Here is a 20,858-nt window from a genome sequence, read left to right as displayed (position 1 = left end):
GTTCGCATTTCCGCGGCGTTTCAGGGAAGATTCAGGCTCGTTCCATGGTTCTCTCCAGCGCGTTCGGCAGAATGGTCGTCGGACGTCCCGGCGAGGCACGAGGCAATGGCGCAGATTCGCTTTTCAGGGCTCGAATACGATCCTTCCGACGGTTCGCTGCAAGGCGCCGGGGGCGGCGCACAGACGCTCCGGCCGCAGGTGGCCACGCTCCTCGAGGCCTTTCTCGCCCGTCCCGGACAGGTGATCGATCGCGAGTCCCTGTGCCGGGCCGTCTGGGGCGAAGACCGGGTCGTCGACTTCGAGTCCGGCCTGTCCGCGCTGGTCAAGGAGCTTCGTCACGCGCTGCGCGCCACCGGCGCCCCGGATGAGCTGCTCGAGACCGTGCCGCGCCGCGGTTACCGCTTCCACGCCGACCCCCGGACCGAACCGGCCGACCCCAGCCCGGCGGCCAGCGGGTCGGCGCCGCCGGACCCGGGCGGGTCGGAGCCGCCGATGGGGCGGCGCCGGCGACGGGCCGCCGCCCTGGTGATCGTGCTGGGGATGGCGGCGCTGCTCGCGTGGTGGGTGATCGACCGCGACGAGGCCGCGGATCCGGTGCCCCGGCTGGCCGTGGTGCCGTTCGAGATGCTCGGCGACCCCGCGGTCGATGCGACCAACCTCGACCTGGTCCTGGCCGACACGCTGCTGGCGGCGCTCTGGCAGGCCGAGCTCGACGGCCTGGTGCTGATCGGCCGGACGTCGATGGGCGATGCGCTGACCGGCCGCGATCGTACGGAGTTCGTGGCCGCCGAGCTTGGCGCGTCGCTGGTGCTCGAGGGCAGCCTGATCCCGGACCGACTGAACGACCGGGACGGCTGGCGGATCGAGGCCCGCCTGCTGCGCCTGCCGCGCGGTGAGGTGGTCTGGACCGGCACCGCGGTCGGTGATCCCGGCGCGCCCGTGTCGGCCGGTGCGGTGGCCGAGACGCTGGTCGCCGACCTGGTCGCGCGCTGGCCGGAACTCCGTGCCGAAGGATTCTGAACGGCCTGTATCGAAAGCCCTTCAGGCTGGTTCACGCCGATTTCCGGACAATTTCAGGTCCGTTCCATCGACTTCACCGCAGGCGCGACGCATTCTGACTCCACGTCCATCGACGTCCATCCAGACAGGAGATTCGCCATGACGACTCGTTTCCGCACATCCTTCCACGCCGCGCTGGCGGGCACGCTGTTCGCGGCCCTGGCGGCGATCGCCGCGTCGCCGGCCCAGGCGCTTCCGCTGACCCAGCCCGGCCCCGACGCCGCGCAGATCGTCGGGTTTCCCGGCTACCCGGCCAACGAGCTCTACGAGGTCACGTTCATCATGATCGACGGCCGCAACATCGTCGGTGACCGGGATGTCCTGTGGCTCGAGCCCGGCCGGTACGAGATCACGGTCCGGTCGAAGGTCCGCCGACCGCCGGGTCTCGACTGGAGAAACCCGCGCTCGCGCCGGGACACCGACTACAACACCATCGAACTGGTGGTCGAGGCCGGCAAGAGTTATCACATCCTCCAGCAGTACGTCGATGACCGGGAACCGACCCGGTACCTGACCGTGCTGCACCGGGTGTACGACACGCCGTAAGTGCGCGGTCGCAGGAGCCTCTGCAACGCCGGCGCCCCGCGCCGGCGTTTTCATTTCGCGGCCTGCGGCCCGGCCGGTGTGCGCCGGTCGAAGGCCGCCGGGCGGAATCCGCGCAGCCGATTCCGGTAGGTCCAGGTGAAGCCCGGCCAGAGCGTGGCGTTGCGCCCGGACACCGGGTGCCGGTACCAGCTGCTGCAGCCCCCCGAGTTCCAGACCGTCCCGGCCAACCGTCGCTGCAGCCGGGCGTTGTCCTCACGCTGGGCATCGGCGCGGACTTCGAGCACGTCGCCGCGGCGCGCCTCCAGTGCCTTCATCACGAAGCCGATCTGGGCCTCGATCATCAGCACGACCGAGTTATGGCCGAGCGCGGTATTCGGGCCCATCAGCAGGAACAGGTTCGGGAACCCGTGGACGGCCACCCCCCGCCAGGCGGACGGCCCGTCGGCCCAGGTCTCGGCAAGGTCGACGCCGCCGCGGCCGATGAACAAGCCCCCCGGAACCGGTGCGGTGGCGCGGAAGCCGGTGGCGAGAACCAGCGTATCGGCGCGCCGCAGCCGGCCGTCGGCGCTGCGAAGGCCATCGGGCTCCACGCGCCGGATCGGCGCGGTGACCAGGTCGACGTTGTCGCGCACAAGCGCCGGGTAGTAGTCGCTGGAGCGCAGAACGCGCTTGCAGCCGATCGCGTAGTCGGGGGTCAGGTCGCGTCGCAGCTCCGGGTCCGGCACCTGGCGGCGAAGGTGCCAGAGCGCCAGCGCCCGGTGCCCGGCGGCGAGGCGGGTCGACCAGGCCAGGCCCGGAACGCGCAGTTCCGAGCCGAGCCAGATCGAGAAGCGGACGAGTTTCTGGAGCAGCGGAACGCGCCGGTAGAGCCGGCGTTGCCAGGGTCGGATCGGCCGGTCGGGCCGGGGCAGGATCCAGTTCGGCGTGCGTTGGTAGACGTCCAGGTGCTCGACGTCGGGCGCGATCTCGGGCACCACCTGGGCCGCGGTCGCGCCGGTGCCGATCACGGCGACCCGCCGGCCGGCCAGGTCGAGGCGGTCCGGCCAGGCCTGGGTGTGGAGGATCCGCCCGGCGAACTCGTCCAGGCCCGGCAGGTCGGGCCGCAGCGGCCGCGACAGGCCACCGAGCGCGGAGACGACGACGTCGGCGGTCCACCGGCGGCCGTGAACGTCGTCCAGCCGCCACAGGCCCTGCCCCTCGTCCCAGCGGGTGCGCTCGATCCTGCATCCGAGTTCGAGGTGCGGGTCCAGGTCGCGGTCGCGGGCGACCTGCTCGAGGTAGGCCTGGATCTCCGCCCGGGGCGCGAAGCGGCGGGTCCAGTCGGGCTTCGGCGCGAAGGAATACGAGTACAGGTGCGCCGGCACGTCGCAGGCGCAGCCGGGGTAGCGGTTGACCCACCAGGTGCCGCCGACGCCCGTGGCCGCATCGAAGACGCGGAAATTCCGGACCCCCTCGGCGCGCAGCCGGCAGGCCATCCCGAGGCCGCCGAATCCGGCCCCGAGAACGGCGACATCGAGGTGCGAGGCATTCGATCGAGGCATCGGCAGTTCACAACGAGGGCTGCCCGGCAGTCTAGAGTGTGGCAGAGCGCGGAGTTTGCCTTTTGCGGCCGCTTCCCCTAGCCTTGACCCTGGGGTTGACTGGGAAGGCTTGATTCGCGCGGACCGGACCGCGCGATGGCTCCGTTCTGTTCGCTGCAGGGGACCGACGTTGGTGGATCAGCAGATGGATCGACGGCACTCACTGGCCCACCGGATCCGGGTGGAGCAGGTCCGGGCGCTGTTCAACGGCGTGCCGCTGTCGGTCATCCTCGGCGCCGCGGTCGTCGCCCTGCTTGCATCGGTCCACTTCCCGATCCGGCCCGAAGGCCCCCTGCTGGCGTGGATCGCCCTGTTCCTGGGCGTCTCCGCCCTTCGCATCGGTCTGCTTCTTTCCCTGCGCCGGACCCGCGATCACTATCATCGTCCGGGCCGCTGGCTGGTGCTGTTCGCGATCGCCACCGTGCTCGGCGGCCTGGTCTGGGGCAGCACCGCCTGGGTGCTGTATCGCCCCGAGGCCGGACCGGAGCAGGGCCTTCTTCTGTTCGTGATCGCCGGCATGGTGGCCGGCGGCGTGGTCAATCTCGCCGGCAGCTGGCCGGTCGCCGTCGGCTTCCTGGCCGGCTCGATCCTGCCGTTCATGCATCGCCTGCTGTCCTCCGATACGCCGTCGGACGACTGGATTCTCCTCGCTCTGGCCCTGTACAGCCTCGCGCTGATCGCGGTCAGCATCCGCCTGGCGCGCAGCACGCGTCGCCTGATCAGCGGACGAATCCAGCTGAAGGACGAAGCCGAAGAAAGGACTCGTTCGCAGGCGATCTATCGCACGCTGGTCGAGTCGACCGCGGCCGTCCTCTGGGAGGCCGACGCCGATACGCTGGAGTTCGATTTCGTCAGTCCCGAAATCGAGGGCGTGCTGGGGTTCACCGCGGAGGAGTGGCTGGCCGATCCCGATTTCTGGCCGGATCACATTCACCCGGAGGACCGGGACTGGGTGGTGTCGTATTGCAAGCGCGAAGCGCGTGCGCGGCGCTCGCACACCATGGAATACCGGATGCTGGCTCGCGACGGCACGGAAGTCTGGCTGCGCGACAACGTCAACGTGATCCGCGACGAGGAGGGCCGGGACCGACTGGTCGGCGCGCTGCTGGACGTCACCGAACAGCACCTGGCCAACCAGCGGCTCGAATACGCGATCGGCCTGCAGCGCCTGATGGTCGATGCGTCCAGGGAATTCATCCAGTCGAGCCAGTCGAGCCTCGACCGGGTGATGTCGGAGACGCTGGAACGGATCGGGCGATGGTGCGACGTCGACCGGGCCTACCTGATCCGCTTCAGCGACGACCTGGCCCGCTACACCAACACCCACGAATGGGTCGCCGACGGCATCTCCCCGGAGATGCACAACCTGCAGGACATGCCCTCGAGCACCATTCCCCGCCTGCTCGAGCAGCTCAAGCGCCACGAGGCCGTGGTGATTTCCAGCGTGGCCGAACTGGGCCCTGAATGGCACGAAGAGAAGGCGATCTTCGACGACGAGGACATCCGTTCGCTGATCACGCTGCCGGTCGTGGCGGGTGAACGCCTGATCGGGCTGGTTGGGTTCGACTCGGTCCGTCGCGAGCGGATCTGGAGCGACCGCGAAGCGTCCTTGCTGCAGGTGCTGGGCGACCTGGTCGGGGCGGCGATCGATCGCAACGAGGTCGAGACCCGATTGCGGGCCAGCGAGGCCCTGCGCCGCCACGCGGAAGCCCTGGCCGGGCTGGGCAGCTGGCAATGGGAAGTCGGTTCGGAACGCTTCCAGGCCTCGGACGAATGGCGAAAGGTCTTCGGCGTCGGCGACCGTGCGCTGACCCGCTCCAGCGTGCTGGCCCTGACGCCGCCGGGCGAACGGGACCGGGTCGAGGCCACGCTGGGCGAGACGGTCGAGACCGGCCAGCCCTACAGCATCGAACACCGCATCATCCGGCCCGACAACGGCGAACTGCGCTGGATCAAGGTCTACGCAGACCTTTACGAAGGCGACGACTCGGTGCCCCGGCTGCGAGGCTTTGCCCAAGACATCACCGAACGCAAGCGCGACGCCGAAGCGCTGTTCCGGCTGGCCCACTACGACAGCCTGACGGGCTTGCCGAACCGCGTGCTGGCGCTCGATCGGCTGAACCAGAGCCTGCGTCACGCGCGGCGCATCAACGCCCCGGTGGCGGTGCTGTTCCTGGACCTGGATCATTTCAAGAAGGTCAACGACACGCTCGGTCACGCGGTCGGCGACCGGATTCTCAAGCAGGCCGCCACGCGGCTCGTCGGCGAACTGCGCGAAGAGGACACGGTGGCGCGGATCGGAGGCGACGAATTCCTGATCCTGATCGACGACCGCGTCAACGAGCGCAACGTGGCGACGGTGGCCCAGAAGCTGCTGCACGCCTTTCGCAACCCGTTCTCGCTGGAGGGCCGCGAGATCATGCTCACCGCCAGCATCGGCCTCGCGGTCTCTCCCCAGGACGGGGACTCGGCCGACGACCTCATGCGGAACGCCGATACGGCCATGTACCACGCCAAGAACGAGGGCCGCAACGGCTTCCAGTTCTTCACCGCGGCGATGAACGAAGACATCTCGCGTCAGCTCGAGATCGAGGAGGCGCTGCGCTCGGCCCTCGGTCGCGGCGAACTCTCGCTGGTCTACCAGCCCGTGGTCCGGGTCAACGACCGGCGCGTGGTCGGGGCCGAGGCGCTGCTTCGGTGGGAGCACCCCGCACTCGGCGACGTCTCCCCGTCGGAGTTCATCCCGCTGGCCGAGCACGTGGGTCTGATCGACCGGATCGGCGCGTTCGTGATCGAGACCGGCTTGCGCCAGCTGGCCGCCTGGCACGCCGAGGGCCATACGGACCTGCGCTTGTCGATCAACGTCTCGCCGCGCCAGTTCCGCGACGAAGCGCTGGCCGACGACCTGCTCGCGGCGATCCGCGAACACGGGCTGCCCCCATCGTCGATCAGCCTGGAGATCACCGAGGGCGTGTTGCTCAGCGGTGCCGAATCGGTGCTGAGCACCATGCGGACCCTGCGGGAAAACGGCGTGGGCATGGTGATGGACGATTTCGGCACCGGATTCTCGTCCCTGGGCTACCTGCGCGACTACCCCTTCGACGCGCTCAAGATCGATCGCCGCTTTCTCCACGGCCTGGAGAACAACCCGGCCGATCTGCAGCTCGTGGTCTCGGCGGTCCGCCTTGGCCAGTCGCTGGGCATGGACGTCATCGCCGAAGGCGTCGAGGCCGAGTCCCAGATGGCGATCCTCGACGAGGAAGGCTGCCCCCTGGCCCAGGGATACCACCTCGGCCGCCCGGGCTCGGCCGAGGACTTCGGCCGATTGATCGAGGCGCAGGCCGAACGCAGCTGAGCCCGACCCGGCGCGGCCCCCGCGCGGGTGGTCCTTCCCGGATGAGCAGGCGCGAGCGTCGGCGCGCGTCAGGCCGCGTGCAGGCGCAGAAAGTCGTCGACCAGCCGGCTGACCCGGGATTCGGTCGCGCGTGCATCGCGAACCAGGGGGACGTGATACAGCGTTCGCACCAGGTCCAGCCCCATCAGCATCCCGAGGAACTGCTCGGCCGCGAACACCGGGTCGCGGCAGTCGAGCAGGCCGCGTCGACGGACCGTGTCCAGCCAGCCGGCAAGCCGCTCGTGGGTGCCGCGCGGGCCGTGGGTGTAGATCGAGTCCCGGGTCGATTGAGGCATCCGGTCCGAGGCACCGAGCGCGTGGACGAAGCGTAGATGCTCGGCGCTGAGCAGGAAGCCGGTCAAGGTGCAGCCGAAATCGACCAGCGCCGAGCGCAGGTCGTCGATGCTGCCCGGGACCACCTCGAAACGGCCCGCCATCCGCTCCGCCTCGGCTTCGGCTACCGCGGCGATCAGTTCGTCGCGGTTGGCATAACGCCGGTACAGCGTCGGCTTGGCGACCCCGGCCTCGCGCGCCACCGCTTCCATCGTGATGGCCTCGGGGCCGACCCCGAACAGCAGCCGCCGCCCGGCGGCGAGAATCTCGCGGTCCTTGGCCGGGTCGACCGGCCGACCGACGCCGCGCGTCCGCGCGGGATGGGCCGAACGGGCGTCAGCCATGGCGGCGTGGCCGGTCGTTCGATGGCCCGTGTCGAGGGGAACTCATGCGGTTCGGTCTCCTGGAGAACGCCCGCCCGGATTCTGCGCGGGCATCGCGTCGAGTCTACACATCGCGGCCCGGTTCTATTACGATACGGGTCCGTTCACAAATAGTCTGGGTGGCCGCGGTGCGTCTGTCAATGCATTGGATTCCGGGTGCGTTCGCTGCGGCCGTGACGCTCTCGCTGTTGCTGGCCGGGTGTGGTGAGCCGTCGTCCTCGCCGGGGGACTCCGCCCCGCGCTGGGTGCTCACGGCACCGGTCGAGTCGGCCGAACGTCGGGGCGTCCAGTTGTCCGGCGTCGTTCGGGCCCGCCACGAGCTTCCACTGGCGTTCCAGGTCAGCGGCCGGATCGAGCGGCGCCTGATCGATGCCGGCCAGCGCGTGGCCGCCGGCGACGTGCTGTTCGAGCTCGATCCCCGGGACCTCGCCCAGGCAGTCGAGGTGGCCCGGGCCGATCTCGAGGCGGCCGAAGCGGAGGTGGCGACCGCCGCCGGCGAGACGCGGCGCAACCGGGACCTGCTCGAACGGGAGTTCATCAGCGCCCAGGCGTTCGAGCGCTTCGAACTGGCCGAAGCCTCTGCCCGGGAACGGGCCGAGGCGGCCCGGGCCCGGCTGGAACAGGCGACGAACGCGCTGGACTACGCGACCCTGACCGCGCGCGAAGGCGGCGTGGTGATCGACGTGCTGGCGGAAGCCGGCCAGGTCGTCGCAGCCGGCGAAGCGGTGGCCCGGCTGGCGCTCGATGGCCCGCGCGAGATCGCCGTCGACCTTCCCGAAGCGGTCGGTGAACCGGCAACGGGTCGGCTCCTCACCGGGCCGGACGCCGGCGCCGAACTGCGCCTGCGCGAGGTCGCGGGGGCGGCGGACCCGACCACCCGCACCTGGTCGGCGCGCTATGCCCTGGTCGACCCGGATCCATCCCCCCGGCTCGGTTCGGTGGTCCGGGTCGAGCTGGGTCTCGATGCCTCACCCGACCGCAGCGCGCCGATGCTTCGGGTGCCGATCGGCGCCATCAATGAACGCGGCCTCGGGCCGCAGGTCTGGCGGATCGTAGACGGCCGCGCCCAACCGCTGCGGGTCACCCTGGTCGATATCGACACGGAGTACGCCCGCATCCTTGGCAACCAGACGCCCGACGGCCTGGCGCCCGGCGACGAAGTGATCGCGCTGGGCACCCACCTGCTTGAATCGGGCATGCCGGTGCGGGCGCTGGATCGCGACGACGCCCCGTGAGCATCCCCAACCTGTCGCGAATCGCGGTGGAGCAGCGCTCGGTCACGCTGTTCTTCCTGCTCCTGTCGGTCCTCGGCGGCGTGTACGCGTTCCTGGCCCTGGGCCGGGCCGAGGATCCCGCGTTCACCGTCCGCGTGCTGGTCGTCTCGGCCGAGTGGCCGGGGGCGACCGTCGATGAACTCCAGGACCAGGTCGTCGACCGGCTGGAGCAGCGCATCCAGGAAGTCGAGAACCTGTATCGCATCGAGACCTCGATCCGCCCCGGGCGAGCCGACCTGCAGGTCGAGTTCCACGACTACACGCCCAGCGAGGACTTGCCGCGGCTGTTCTACGAGGTCCGCAAGCGGATGCGCGACGAGCAGCCGAGGCTGCCGGCCGGCGTCGTCGGCCCCATCGTCAACGACGACTTCGCCGATGTCTACTTCCAACTGCTCGCGCTGACCGCTCCCGGGCTGCCGATGCGCGACCTGACGCGGGTCGCCGAGGAGGTGCGCGACCGCCTTGCCCGGGTCGAGGGCGTCAACAAGGCACTTTTGATCGGCGAACGGCCGCAGCGCGTGTTCGTCGAGTTCGACAACGCCGCCCTGGTCAACCTCGGCCTGTCGCCGGCGCAGATCTTCGACGCGATCAATGCGTGGAACGCGCTGACGCCGGCCGGCCAGGTGGAGACCGACGGGCCGCGGGTCCATCTTCGGCTCGACAACCGGGTCGACGACCTCGACGAGCTGCGTGCCATTCCCATTGCCGCGCCGATCGTCGCGCCGACGGCCGGCGGTGACCGGGTGGTCACGCTCGGCGACCTCGCCACGGTCCGTCACGGCTACGAGGATCCGCCGGGTTTCCTGGTCCGTGCCGACGGCGAGGACGCGCTGGTGCTCGGCGTGGTCATGGCCGACGGAGCCAACGGGCTCGAGCTCGGCGAACGGCTCGATGCCTTCGTCGAGCGCGAGCGCGCCCGGCTGCCGCTGGGGATGGAACTGTCGGTGCTGACCAACCAGGCCGACGCGATTGCCCAGGCCGTCGACCTGTTCCAGGTCAAGTTCCTGATCGCGGTGCTGGTGGTCATGGCGGTCAGCTTTCTTGCCATCGGCTTCCGCGCCGGCCTGGTCGTCGGTATCGCGATCCCCGTGACCCTGGGCCTGACCTTCCTGCTGATGCACGCCGCCAGCATGAACCTGGACCGGATCACGCTGGGTGCCCTGATCATTGCCCTGGGCCTGCTGGTCGACGACGCGATCATCGCCATCGAGATGATGCTGGTCAAGATCGCCGAGGGGCTGGAGCGGATCGACGCCGCGGCCTTCGCCTGGCGGGCCACGGCCGCGCCGATGCTGTTCGGCACGCTGGTCACGGTCGCCGGCTTCGTCCCGATCGGCTTCGCCCGGTCCGGGGTCGGCGAATACGCCGGCAACATCTTCTGGGTGCTGGCCTTCGCGCTACTGATTTCCTGGCTGGTGGCGGTGACCTTCACCCCCTGGCTCGGCGCGGCACTGCTGTCGCGCGGAACGGCGGCCGGACACGAGCGGGACCCCTACGATGCACCGACCTACCGGAGCCTTCGCCGGCTGGTCGAGACCTGCGTGCGGCACCGGGTGATCGTGGTCGTGGCCACGGTGGGCCTGCTGATCGGCGCCGTCGCCGGCATGGCCGGCCCCGTGGCCAAGCAGTTCTTTCCCGGCTCCGACCGGCCGGAAGTGCTGGTCAGCGTGTTCCTTCCGCCGGGGTCGGCCATCGGCAACACCGACGCGACCGCCCAACGGGTCGAGGCGCTGCTCGAGGACATGGATGAGGTGCGCTCGCTCTCGGCCTGGGTCGGCGCCGGTGCGCCGCGGTTCTTCATCTCGGCCAACCCCGAGCAGCCCGATCCCGCCTTCGCCAAGATCGTGGCCGTGACCGAGGACGACGACGCGCGCGACCGCGTCATGGCCGAACTGAACCGGCACATCGCCGACGGCGAGTTCCCGGAGGCGCGCATCCGGGTCTCGCAGCTGCTCTTCGGCCCGCCGGTGATCTGGCCGGTGGTGTTCCGGGTGGTCGGCGACGACCCGGACCGCCTGCGGCAGATCGCCTACCGGGTCCGCGACATCGTCGACGCCCACCCCGCCACGCTCGATCCGCACCTGGAATGGAACGAGCGCGTGCCGGTGGCCTTCCTGGAGATGGACGCCGAGCGCCTGCGCCGGATCGGTCTGACGCCGCGCGAGGTCGCCGAGCAGCTCGAGTTCCAGAGCCACGGGCTGGCCGTCGGGGCGATCCGCCAGGACATCCGCACGGTGCAGCTGCGGGTCCGGGGCAAGGTCGACGGCGGGCCCGTCGACCCCATGGGCCTGGAGCTGAAGACCGGGGACGGGCGCAAGGTGCCGCTGGCCCAGCTCGGGCGCCTGGTCGTCGACTTCGAGCCGCCGGTGATCAAGCGCTACAACCGCCAGCCCTTCGTCGCGGTGCAGTCCGACATCGCCGGCGCCCAGCCGAACGACGTGACCAACGAGCTCTGGGCCGAGCTGGAAGACCTGCGTGCCTCGCTGCCGGACGGCTACCGCCTCGATATCGGCGGTGCGGTGGAGCAGTCGGGCAAGGCCGACGCGTCGATCAACCGGCTGATGCCGCTGATGGTCGCGCTGATGCTGATCTTCATCATGCTGCAGATGCGGTCCTTCTCGGGCACCTTCGTGGTCGTGGCCACCGCGCCCCTGGGCTTGATCGGGGCGGTGCTCGCGCTGCTGGTGTTCGGCCAGCCGTTCGGCTTCGTCGCCCTGCTGGGGCTGATCGGTCTGGCCGGCATCCTGATGCGCAACACGCTGATCCTCACCCAGCAGGTCAGCGACAACCTGGCCGAGGGCATGGTGCCGTTCGAAGCGATCGTCGAGGCCTCGGTCCGGCGCGCCCGGCCGGTCGTGCTCACCGCGCTGGCCGCCGCGCTGGCCTTCGTGCCGCTGACCTTCGACAGCTTCTGGGGGCCGCTGGCCTACGTGCTGATCGGCGGCGTCGTGGTCGGCACCGCGATCACGCTGCTGTTCGTGCCGGCGCTGTACGCCCTGTGGATGCGCCCCGAACGCCGCACCTGATCGACGGGATCCCCGGCCGCGCGCTCTGCCCGCCGCCCTTCAGCCGGCGTCGGTCGTGGTGTCGTCCTTGCGGTCCTTTTTCGCATCGTCCGGTCCGCCCTCCGTCGCGTCGTCCCGGTTCGCCATCACCGTGTGAGGCAGTTCCAGGCCCATCTTCCTGGCCCTCCGCACCCAGCGCTCGCGGGCCAGCTTGCGCAGGTTCTCGGTGGTGTCGCTCTCGTCGACGATCTCCATGCCGAGCAGGGTCTCGAGCACGTCCTCCATCGTGACCAGCCCGGTGAAGCCGCCGTACTCGTCGACCACGACCGCGAAGTGCTCCTGGTCGGTCAGCAGCTGGCTGAACGCCACGCGCAGGGACAGGAACTCCGGCAGGAACAGCACCTCGCGTTTCAGTGCCTTCAGCGGCAGGTGGCCGCGGCCGTCGGCCAAGGCCTGCATGATGTCGGCCTTCAGCACGTAGCCGGTGATGTCCTCGTCGTCGGTGCCGAACACCGGGTAGCGCGAGAAGGTCAGCCCGTCGTCGCGGGAGCGCGCGTCGTCCAGGGTGACGTCCTGCTGGAAGCGGGCCACGACCACGCGCGGGGTCATGATGTCCTCGACCCGAATCGCGCCGAAGCGGATCAGGTTGGCGAAGATGCCGGCCTCTTCCTCGTCGAGTTCACCCTCGTCGCGGCTGACCTGGGCCAGGGTGCTGAGCTCCTCCCGGGACACGGTGGGTCCCTTCTTGCCCTTGCCCAGCCAGCGGGTGATGTACTGCGACAGCTTCACCAGCGGCCAGGTCAGGACGATCAGCCAGCGGCAGGTGTGGGCGGTGAAGGGCGCCAGCCGCTTCCAGTACGTCGCGCCCAGGGTCTTCGGGATGATCTCCGAGAAGATCAGGATCGCCAGCGTCACCACGGCGGAGATCACGCTCAGCCACGCCTGGCCGAAGACCACCTGCGCCTGCGCCCCGACCCCGGCCGCGCCGAAGGTGTGAGCGAAGGTATTGACCGTCAGGATCGCCGAGAGCGGCCGGTCGATCTCGCGCTTCAGCGAGCGCAGCAGCTTGCCGGACCCGTGGCCCTGCTCGTTCATCACCGCGATGTGCGACGGCGTGATCGACAGCAGCACCGCCTCGAGGATCGAGCACAGGAACGACACGCCGATGGCGAGGAAGAGGTAGAAGACGAGCAGGGTCATTCTTGAGGATTCTCTCGAAAGTCAGCTGCGGGGTAGGCCTGTCGACCACTCGACGTGTCGCCCCGTGCAGGCAAAGGTTGCGTGATTTGTGCTCAAACTGCGTAGTAGAGGATAGTGGAAGTCAGCCTGGCTCGCCGCCGAGTCGGCAGCCCGCCCCCTTTTCCGGAGCTAGACCATGAAAGTACAACGACGATTCCTGCTCTCCGCCGATTCCTTGAGGCTGATCTTCTGCGGCATTGTCGGAATATTGCTAAACGTTTTCTCGAATGCTGTTGCTGAGGATGCTCCGGCTGAATCAGAAACCGTCAGCGCGTCCAGCGCGGTCGAACAATTGCATACTTGGATGGGCGGGGTGCGTTCCGTGCACGATCATCTCTACAAAGAGGAACTCGCCGTCGGCGACCTGGTTTTTGCCCATGAATTCGACTCGGAAAGTCTGATTGAATTCGTCCGCACCGGAATTCGTTTTCAGCAGTATCCGGGATTGATGCGCGGTCCGCGCGGCACGTTGGCAGTTCGTGCGGGCAACGCGCTGGACCAGGCAGTATTGCTGGCCAAGCTCCTCGGCGACGCGGGAGCAGAGGCCCGCATCGTTCGAGGAACGCTGAATGATCACCAGGTAAATGACCTGCTTGGTCAGATGTTACGCCCTGAAGCAAGACAGATCGTTTTCCGTGAGGGCGCCTTCGAAGCGATCCGCCGGCTTGCCGAGTTGGCTGGAGTGAGTGACGTCGCGGCTGGCCGTGCTCGAGTCGAGGAAGCGGAGAGCGAGCTGCGGGGCCGCGCGTCGCAGATTCGGGATTCGCTGTCGAGAGCGCTGACCGCAAGCGGAATCTCGATGGATCCCGTCGCGATGCCGGATCGTATTCGAATGGAGGCGAGCGACTACTTCTGGGTGCAGCATCGGATGGGTCCTGGCGATGAATGGAGGTCGGTGCACCCGGCTTTTGAAGTTGAGCCACGTTCCTTCGCGTCGATTCAACCCGAGGAATATCTGGCGAGTAGCGTTCCTGTGGAATTTCAGCAAAGAATCTGGCTTCAGGTGCGTGCGCAGCGCCGAATCGGGAACTCCGTCGAAGAAGTTGATTTGACCGGCCGTTGGGAACGACCAGCCGCGAATCTTCTCGACGTCGTAATGCCGATCCGCATTGTTTCGAAAGGCGCATTCGGTTCCGAACCGATCAAGGAAGAAAGCGCGGAAGACAGTCGCAGCAACGAGATTTTCGTCGTGTTCTTTGGCGATTCCCTGGCGCCGGGCGCGAAGGGTTTCACCTTGAATGGTTTGATTTTGGACAGCGACGCTGCGATGTCCAACATGGCCGGAGTCTTCGCATCTGTAAGTGGCGCAGGCGCCGAAGGAGTATCGGCGTTGATGGGGCTTGGAGCCGCAAGCGATGAAGCACCTGAGACGGCGATGGCACTTGAGAGCGTCTGGCTAGAAATTGGCATCGACATCCCGAATCAGGGTGAAGGGTACTCGACCAAACGCTGGATCGCCCGTTCCGCACCGACGAGTCCGATTGAACCGGCAGACCTGCTCAAATCAATCGAGCCCGTTGTCATGTTCGGAGTTCAAGCGCTGGCCCGCAGGCTCGATCGTGAGCTACGTCTGCATCTGGGGCTCATCGAAACCTCTCTTGCCCAGCACCGGGCGATGTCCGCCGATGAACCTTATGGAGCGCTAATCCCTGTGCTACGAGAGGAGCGCCGTAACTGGCAAGCCCTCGGAGGAAACACACTTTTTGGCGAGTTTTCCGAGTTCCGAACCGCGTCGGGAAAGGCAAGCTTCTTCGATGAGCCGATGTTGATTCTGATACATCGCAACCTGTCAGCCGAATCGGAGTCACCAGCCGGTATTGATATCGTCCGGAACTCACGACGTTCCTTTTCGGCCTCCCATACAGGTGAATTGCTTTTAGATCGCTCCACTACCTTCGCCGCAGGTGCCTGGGAGTCGCTCGCGGAAGATCGCTGGGTCAATGCGCAGACCGACAATGGTGAAACCGCTGCGGCGGAATTGCTTTCAGGTGAAGTTCCGCGACTTCAGGTGATCAGGAGTTCTGACGAGCTGTCGTCGGTCAGAGTAAGCGATGCGGCACGTGCGCGGATGGGCGCCGTTTTGAGCGAGGCACGTATCGTCCTGATCGGCCGCAGTTTGGCAGGTCGGCAGAGTCAGAGCTGGTGGGATTTTGATCCAAGCAGTGGAGAACTCCTCGGGGTGACCTCGAACGGTTGGGGTGGTGGTGTGATATTCGCTGCTGATCTGCCGGCCCGCGTTGTGCTCGACAAGGTCACCGTTGGAATCACCTGTGTCATGGCGATCAATGTCGGTTGCCGAGCCAATTCGAAGCTGGCGATTGCCGCGTTGCAGAACGCCTTTATGAGTGGGGGCGGTCCAGCAGCCATCGTTGCGTGCGAGGCCATCATGCTCCTGTTCACTGAAGGAATCGGACCGGACCAGCCGGTCTGTGCCACTCTCGCCGCGGCTGCGCAAGCGGGTGGGGCTCTGATCGCGCCCGCTCTCCGAGCTCTTGAGCAGCCTCTTTATCGCGCGTGTTTTCGATCAACGCTGCCACGGTGCGCGGAACTCGTGGCTGCAACGCCATGAAGATCGCGGCGAGAAAAATCAAGGCTCGCGGCCGAGGCGCGCGATCGGCAGCATTCCTGCTTTTCGCTGCATGCGCGCTTGGCCACATGCTTCTGCGCGCGACGGCGCTTGAGGCCACAACAAGTCTCGCCTACGACGCAGAACCCAACGACACCCCCCAGCAGGCCGTCACGATCTCCCTGCCGGACGGGTCGGACGTGCTTCGCATCATGGGCGAGCTCGAGCCCGGGGACCAGGATGCGTATCGTCTGATCGTCGACGAGGACCATGCCGGGCGGCGCTTCAACCTGCGTCTGACCGGCCGGGCCGGAGCCCTGACCCAGCTCGATGTCTTCGACTTCACCGCCGTCGCCGACGGCCGCGGCCGCATTCCGGAAACGATTTCCGAGCGGCCCGGAAATCCCCTGACCCTCAATGCGCTCGACGGGGGGCGCGCCGTACAGGCCGAAGCGGTGCTGTTGCCGCCCGGGGTCTACATCCTCGGCGTGTCGCAGTCGGACGGGCAGGGGGCCTACACGGTCGAGCTCGAGCAGAGCGACTACGGCACGGTCCGGGTCCTCGACGACGACAACAGCGTCGAGGACCCGGTGGCAATGTCGCCGAACGGCAAGCAGGTGGTCTGGACCCAGGGCGAGGCCTGGATCGGCTTCGACCTGGACGAGGACGAGGCCGCGCGGGCCTGGGGGTTGACCTTCCAGAGCGCATTGGGCCATCGGGCGACCGCCGAACTGCAGAACGCGGACGGCGAAGTGCTGCTGTCGCTGGCCTCGGACGGCACCGGCCCCGTGGTGCGCCCGGGCCTGAGCCTGCCGGCCGGCGATTACCGCATCCGCACCGAACAGGCCGAGGCCGGCGTCCAGTGGGTCGCCTTGCCGCGCGGCACGCCGGTCAGCACCGACGGGCGTGAAGCCGAGCCCAACGACCGCGAGCCGACTACCGTTCCCTTCGGCGAGACGATCCAGGGCCGCTTCGACGAGAGCGACACGGACCTGCTGCGCTTCGAGGTCGACGAGGAGGCCGCCGGCAAGCGCTGGAACCTCGCCGTCGAAGCCGGGCCCGAGTCGAAGATCGAGGTCTGCCTGATGCGCCATGCGATGAAGCGGCTGCAGCACTGCAACCGGGGCGAGCAGCGCACGGAAAAGTTCGCCCTGGGCTTCGCCCCCGGCGAGTACGTGCTGCGCCTGTCCGACAGCGGCCCGGACGGCGTCGACTGGCAGCTGACCTGGACCGACCTCGGACCGATCCGGCCCGGCGAGGAAGTCGAGCCGAACGACCACCACGACCACCCGGCGCCGCTGCACGATCGCGGCTTCGGACGCGGCCGCTTCGACGGCCACGAGACCGATCACTGGCGCTTCAACGTGACCGGCGAGCCGCAGCTCTGGCGCCTGCAGATGCAGGGCGAAGGCCTGCACGAGCTGTACCTGAAGAAGATCGGCGGCGCGACGATCGCCAAGGAACGCGCGGCCCCGGGCCAGGCCCGGGTGCGGTTGGAAAACCAGTTCCTGCTGCCCGGCGAGTACCTGCTCGCCGTCAGCGGGGGAGACGCGGACTACACGCTCCGCGTCCAGCCGCTCGGCCCCCCGCCCGAAGGCATGGAGCTCGAGCCGAACAACGATCTGTCCGATGGGCGCAGGATGCGCTTCGGCCAGGAGTACTTCGGCCTGCTGTCCGAGGACGGCGACACCGACGTGTACCGCTTCACGCTGCTCGGCCACGAGAAGGTGCGCCTGCGCGTTTCGCCCCCGGCCGACGGCACGATTCGAACCCGCCTGACCACGGGCGACGATGCCACGACCTTCATCGAGCTGCGCCGCAATCGCGAGCCGGGCGCGGTTTCGGAATGGACCGGCTACCTGCCGCCCGGGGAGTACGGCGTCTTCCTTTCGCCCTACGAGGTGTCCGATGCAGAGTATCGAGTGGTCCTCGAGCGCGGTGACTGGCTGGAACGCGTCGCCGACCGGGAGCCCAACGACTGGAAGGCCCTGGCCGCACCGTTTCCGGCCGACGGTCGGTTGATCGGCCGGGTCGGCAACTCCCGGGCCAGTGCCGACTGGTACCGGCTGCCGTCGGTCGATGAACCGACGCCGATCGCGGTGCCGCGGGTCAGCGGACTGCGCGTCCGCCTCTACGACGGCGATCGGTCGGGGGACAACCTCTTCGACTTCGACCGCGAAGCTGGCGTCGAGCGTGCCGAACTGCAGCCCGGCGGTGATTACCGCCTCGAGATCAGCGGCAACCTGGATTACGACATCGACCTGACCTCGCTGGCCACCGCGGAAGCGGGCGTGGAGCCCGAGGTCGAGCTGGCGATCGACGACGTCGCGGTCCAGGCCTTTTCACCCTGGTCCCAGCGCATCGGCGGCACGGTCACCGTGCGCAATCCGTCCGATGCGGCCGCGACCTTCCGGCTGGCTCATCACGTCACCGCACGGCAATGGACGCTGTCCGGGCTGCCGGCCTCGATTCGCCTCGAAGCGGGCGAGTCGACCGAGCTTCCTGTCATCCTGGGGATCGCACCCGACGCGGTCGAGCGCCCCGATGTGCAGGTGTCCGTGCGGGCTTTCGACGGGATCGCCAGCGCCGGTGCGATCGCGACCGTGCAGACCGACCTCGACGCGGCGGCCGTGGCCCCTGCGTTCCACTGGGACCTGGACGAGCCGCTGCGCGGCGGGTTCAATGCCGCCGCGCTCCGCTTCGGCGCGGAGGTCGTGGCCAGCCCGAACATCGACGACGACGATCTCGACGACTTCCATCCCCTGTTCGACGGCCTGACCCGCTACGGGCGCTGGACCGAGACCTCGATCCGCACCGGCGCCCACGGTCCGGACTCGCACCAGCAGCCGACCGTGCGCCTGGCCGGCGAGGCGCCGGTCCCGGTGCAGGGCTTCCTGCTCGACCCGACCTCGACCATCCACCCGAACCGGATCCTGCGCGAGTTCGAGATCGCGCTGTCGCTCGACGGCCAGGTCTTCGAACCGGTGCTGCGCGGCGAGCTCGCCGCGCAGAACGCCGAGCAGGCCTTCGTCCTCGATTCACCCGTGCCGGCCCGCTACGCGCGCTTGATCCCGATCACCGGCAGCCTCGGCGACACGCGCCAGCTGCAGCAACTCAAGCTCGGCGAGTTCAAGGTCATCGCCGCCGACGACTGGCATCCGCCGGGCGCGCCCTACGACCTGGCCGACCCGGTCAACGGCGGCCACCTGGTCTGGGCCGACCCCTGGGTCCGGGCCAGCGGCGGCGAGCGCCACCTGTTCGCCTCCGACGACGAATCGCCAGCGCCGCCGATGCGGAGCGCGGAGGTCGCCACGGTGGTCGTGGGCTTCGAGCACGCACGCATCGCACGCATCGAAGCCGTGGCCATCGAGCCGATGGCCGCGGAGGTGTCTGGCGGCACCAATCCGGTCGCGGTCCGGGTGGCCGTGGCCACCAGCTCGCCGCTGGGGCCGTGGACCGCGGTCGAAGGCGCCGAGGCCGAGCTGGCGGACCAGCCGGTCGAGCTCTCCTTCGACGCGCCGCGCTGGGCGCGCTACGTCAAGTTCGAGTTCGACGTGCCCGAGGGATCGCGCTCGGTCAGGTACCCGGACCGCATCCGCGTGTTCGAAGCGCCGGGCGAAAGCGTGCTGGGCGAGTGGGGGCACTATGCACATGTCGGCCCCTTCGAGGCCGCCGATCCGCCGCAGCCGCCGGCGGTGGCGACCCGGCCGGACAACGATTCGCGGGCCACCGCAGTCCGCCTGCAGCCGGGGTCGCCGGAACCCGGGCGGGCCCTGCTCGACGAGTACGCGTCGTGGTACCGCCTGGCCTCGACCGGCACGGAGAATCGCCTGGAGCTGACCCTGACCGGCCGGCCGACGATCGAGGGCGCGCCGCGCCTGATCGACGTGGCCGGCGACGACGTGGCGCTGTACCCATTGGACAATGACGGCGTCGAGGCGCGCTGGGAGGCCTGGATCGAGCCGGGTGCCGAGTATTTTCTCGAGGTCCGCGAACCGCCGCGCTCGGTGATCTTCAGCTGGGACACGTCCGGCAGCGTGGCGGCCTGGCTGCCGACGATCACCAACGCACTGCTGACCTACGCCGAGACGATCAAGCCCGGCCGCGACGAGGTCAACCTGCTGCCCTTCGGTCTGGGCGCCCCGCTGCTCGACAACTGGCAGGGACACCCGTACCCGCTGATGCGCATGCTGGCCGCGAACCCGCAGGAAACCAGTTCCAGCGACGCCGAGGGCACGCTGGCGGTCGCGGCGCGCGAGATGGTAGGTCGACCCGGCAAGAAGGCCGTGCTGCTGCTGACCGACGCGGCGACCAGCACCTCGGCCGCGCTGTGGCCGGCGTTGCGCGAAGGTCGGCCGCAGGTGTTCGCGATGAAGCTGACCTCCGAGGGTGCGTTCAGCAGCAAGCCGGATGTCGAACTCGACCTGATGCAGGACTGGGCCCGGGTCCGCGGCGGTCACTTCGAGTACATCACCGGGCTCGGTGCGCTGAGCCGCGGCTTCGATCGCGCGGTGGCCTGGTTGAAGCGGCCGGTCGATTTCGAGGTCGAGGTGGCCTTCGAGACGGTCGAGGACCCGTCGCCGGCAACGATCGCGGTCGAGGCCGGCGAGGCCGGCATCGCGCCCGAGGCGCGCGGCGCGGTGGGGATCATCCTCGACGCGTCCGGCAGCATGCTGAAGCGAATGAACGGTATGCGCCGGATCGAGATCGCCAGGGCCGCGATCCGGGACACGGTTCAGAACGCGCTGCCGGACGGCATACCGCTGGCGCTTCGCGTATACGGCCATCGCGAGGCCGGCAGCTGCCGGACCGACCTGGAGGTCCCGCTGGCGCCGCTGGACAAGGCCGCGTTCCTCGACACGGTGGCGAGCATCCAGGCGATCAACCTGGCCCGTACGCCGATCGCCGATTCCCTGGCCGCGGTCGCATCCGACCTGGCCGATGCGGAAGGCCGCCGTCTCGTGATCCTGTTGACCGACGGCGAGGAAACCTGCGACGGCGATCCGGCCGCGGCGATCGAGGCGCTGGGCGAGCAGGGGGTCGACGTGCGCGTCAACATCGTCGGCTTCGCCATCGACGACGAGGCGCTGAAGAACGAGTTCCGGTCCTGGGCCGAGCTCGGCGGCGGGGAGTACCTCGACGCCGACGAGGCCGAAGCGCTGGACGACGCACTGCAGCAGTCGTTGCAAATCCCCTTCGACGTCGTCGATGCGTCCGGCGACGTGGTCGCCCGCGGGTTCGTCGGTGAAGCACCGGTCGAAGTGCCGGCGGGGGAGTACAGCGTGCGTATCCGCGCGGCGACCGATCGCTGGGTGCGCGACCTGCAGCTGGCGCCGGGCGACGAACGCGTGGTATCGCTGGACGACTGATCGCGGGACGCGCGATCGGCGTCACATCCCTGCAACAAAAGGCCCGGTGCAGGTCGCGAACCCTTGTCGCCGGCGCTTCGCAGCGCCGGTTCATTCTGGTACTGTCACGC

10 protein-coding genes are annotated in these 20,858 nt (G+C 68.6%); 7 read left to right on the top strand and 3 right to left on the bottom strand.

Features of this window, described 5'->3' with window-relative positions:
* Nucleotides 1–105: 105 nt before the first annotated feature.
* Nucleotides 106–1,020, top strand: a complete 915-nt coding sequence (locus tag KUV67_04770) for a winged helix-turn-helix domain-containing protein (protein MBY6204180.1) — start codon at nt 106–108, stop codon at nt 1,018–1,020.
* A gap of 138 nt (nt 1,021–1,158) precedes the next feature.
* Complete coding sequence (locus KUV67_04765; GenBank protein MBY6204179.1) at nt 1,159–1,605, top strand: hypothetical protein; 447 nt, start codon at nt 1,159–1,161, stop codon at nt 1,603–1,605.
* Between the two features lie 50 nt (nt 1,606–1,655).
* On the opposite strand, the gene KUV67_04760 is transcribed toward KUV67_04765, so the two are convergent.
* The gene (locus KUV67_04760; GenBank protein ID MBY6204178.1) at nt 1,656–3,146 is read right to left on the bottom strand and encodes an NAD(P)/FAD-dependent oxidoreductase; all 1,491 of its coding nucleotides are present in this window, start codon (nt 3,144–3,146) and stop codon (nt 1,656–1,658) included.
* A gap of 184 nt (nt 3,147–3,330) precedes the next feature.
* On the opposite strand from KUV67_04760, the gene KUV67_04755 reads away from it, so the two are divergent.
* Nucleotides 3,331–6,540, top strand: a complete 3,210-nt coding sequence (locus tag KUV67_04755) for an EAL domain-containing protein (GenBank protein ID MBY6204177.1) — start codon at nt 3,331–3,333, stop codon at nt 6,538–6,540.
* Nucleotides 6,541–6,608: 68 nt separating this feature from the next.
* Here KUV67_04755 and KUV67_04750 read toward each other — a convergent pair whose 3' ends face one another.
* A complete protein-coding gene (locus tag KUV67_04750; protein ID MBY6204176.1) occupies nt 6,609–7,256 on the bottom strand; it encodes a TetR/AcrR family transcriptional regulator in 648 nt (215 codons plus the stop codon).
* Nucleotides 7,257–7,435: 179 nt separating this feature from the next.
* Between KUV67_04750 and KUV67_04745 the strand changes: the two genes are divergently transcribed.
* Entirely contained in the window at nt 7,436–8,530 is a 1,095-nt protein-coding gene (locus KUV67_04745) for an efflux RND transporter periplasmic adaptor subunit (GenBank protein ID MBY6204175.1), read from the top strand.
* Complete coding sequence (locus KUV67_04740; GenBank protein MBY6204174.1) at nt 8,527–11,595, top strand: efflux RND transporter permease subunit; 3,069 nt, start codon at nt 8,527–8,529, stop codon at nt 11,593–11,595. The genes KUV67_04745 and KUV67_04740 overlap by 4 nt, the downstream gene beginning before the upstream one ends.
* A gap of 39 nt (nt 11,596–11,634) precedes the next feature.
* Here KUV67_04740 and KUV67_04735 read toward each other — a convergent pair whose 3' ends face one another.
* A complete protein-coding gene (locus KUV67_04735; protein ID MBY6204173.1) occupies nt 11,635–12,774 on the bottom strand; it encodes a hemolysin family protein in 1,140 nt (379 codons plus the stop codon).
* A 175-nt stretch (nt 12,775–12,949) separates the two neighbouring features.
* Between KUV67_04735 and KUV67_04730 the strand changes: the two genes are divergently transcribed.
* Together KUV67_04730 and KUV67_04725 are read left to right on the top strand one after the other, a co-directional pair.
* Complete coding sequence (locus KUV67_04730; GenBank protein ID MBY6204172.1) at nt 12,950–15,382, top strand: hypothetical protein; 2,433 nt, start codon at nt 12,950–12,952, stop codon at nt 15,380–15,382.
* An 86-nt stretch (nt 15,383–15,468) separates the two neighbouring features.
* Nucleotides 15,469–20,748 carry a VWA domain-containing protein gene (locus KUV67_04725; protein MBY6204171.1) on the top strand — a complete coding sequence of 1,760 codons (5,280 nt, stop codon included), beginning with the start codon at nt 15,469–15,471 and terminating at the stop codon, nt 20,746–20,748.
* Nucleotides 20,749–20,858 lie beyond the last annotated feature (110 nt).

The sequence above is a fragment of the Halomonas denitrificans genome (genome assembly GCA_019800895.1).
Classification (GTDB): domain Bacteria; phylum Pseudomonadota; class Gammaproteobacteria; order Xanthomonadales; family Wenzhouxiangellaceae.
The sequence above is the reverse complement of the archived record's forward strand: the minus strand, read 5'-3'. Positions and strand labels throughout refer to the sequence as shown.

Bases quoted from the DNA above. Each gene is read 5' to 3' on its own strand.
- KUV67_04770 (MBY6204180.1), top strand. From the start codon at position 106: ATGGCGCAGATTCGCTTTTCAGGGCTCGAATACGATCCTTCCGACGGT.
- KUV67_04765 (MBY6204179.1), top strand. From the start codon at position 1,159: ATGACGACTCGTTTCCGCACATCCTTCCACGCCGCGCTGGCGGGCACG.
- KUV67_04760 (MBY6204178.1), bottom strand. From the start codon at position 3,146: ATGCCTCGATCGAATGCCTCGCACCTCGATGTCGCCGTTCTCGGGGCC.
- KUV67_04755 (MBY6204177.1), top strand. From the start codon at position 3,331: ATGGATCGACGGCACTCACTGGCCCACCGGATCCGGGTGGAGCAGGTC.
- KUV67_04750 (MBY6204176.1), bottom strand. From the start codon at position 7,256: ATGGCTGACGCCCGTTCGGCCCATCCCGCGCGGACGCGCGGCGTCGGT.
- KUV67_04745 (MBY6204175.1), top strand. From the start codon at position 7,436: ATGCATTGGATTCCGGGTGCGTTCGCTGCGGCCGTGACGCTCTCGCTG.
- KUV67_04735 (MBY6204173.1), bottom strand. From the start codon at position 12,774: ATGACCCTGCTCGTCTTCTACCTCTTCCTCGCCATCGGCGTGTCGTTC.
- KUV67_04730 (MBY6204172.1), top strand. From the start codon at position 12,950: ATGAAAGTACAACGACGATTCCTGCTCTCCGCCGATTCCTTGAGGCTG.
- KUV67_04725 (MBY6204171.1), top strand. From the start codon at position 15,469: ATGCTTCTGCGCGCGACGGCGCTTGAGGCCACAACAAGTCTCGCCTAC.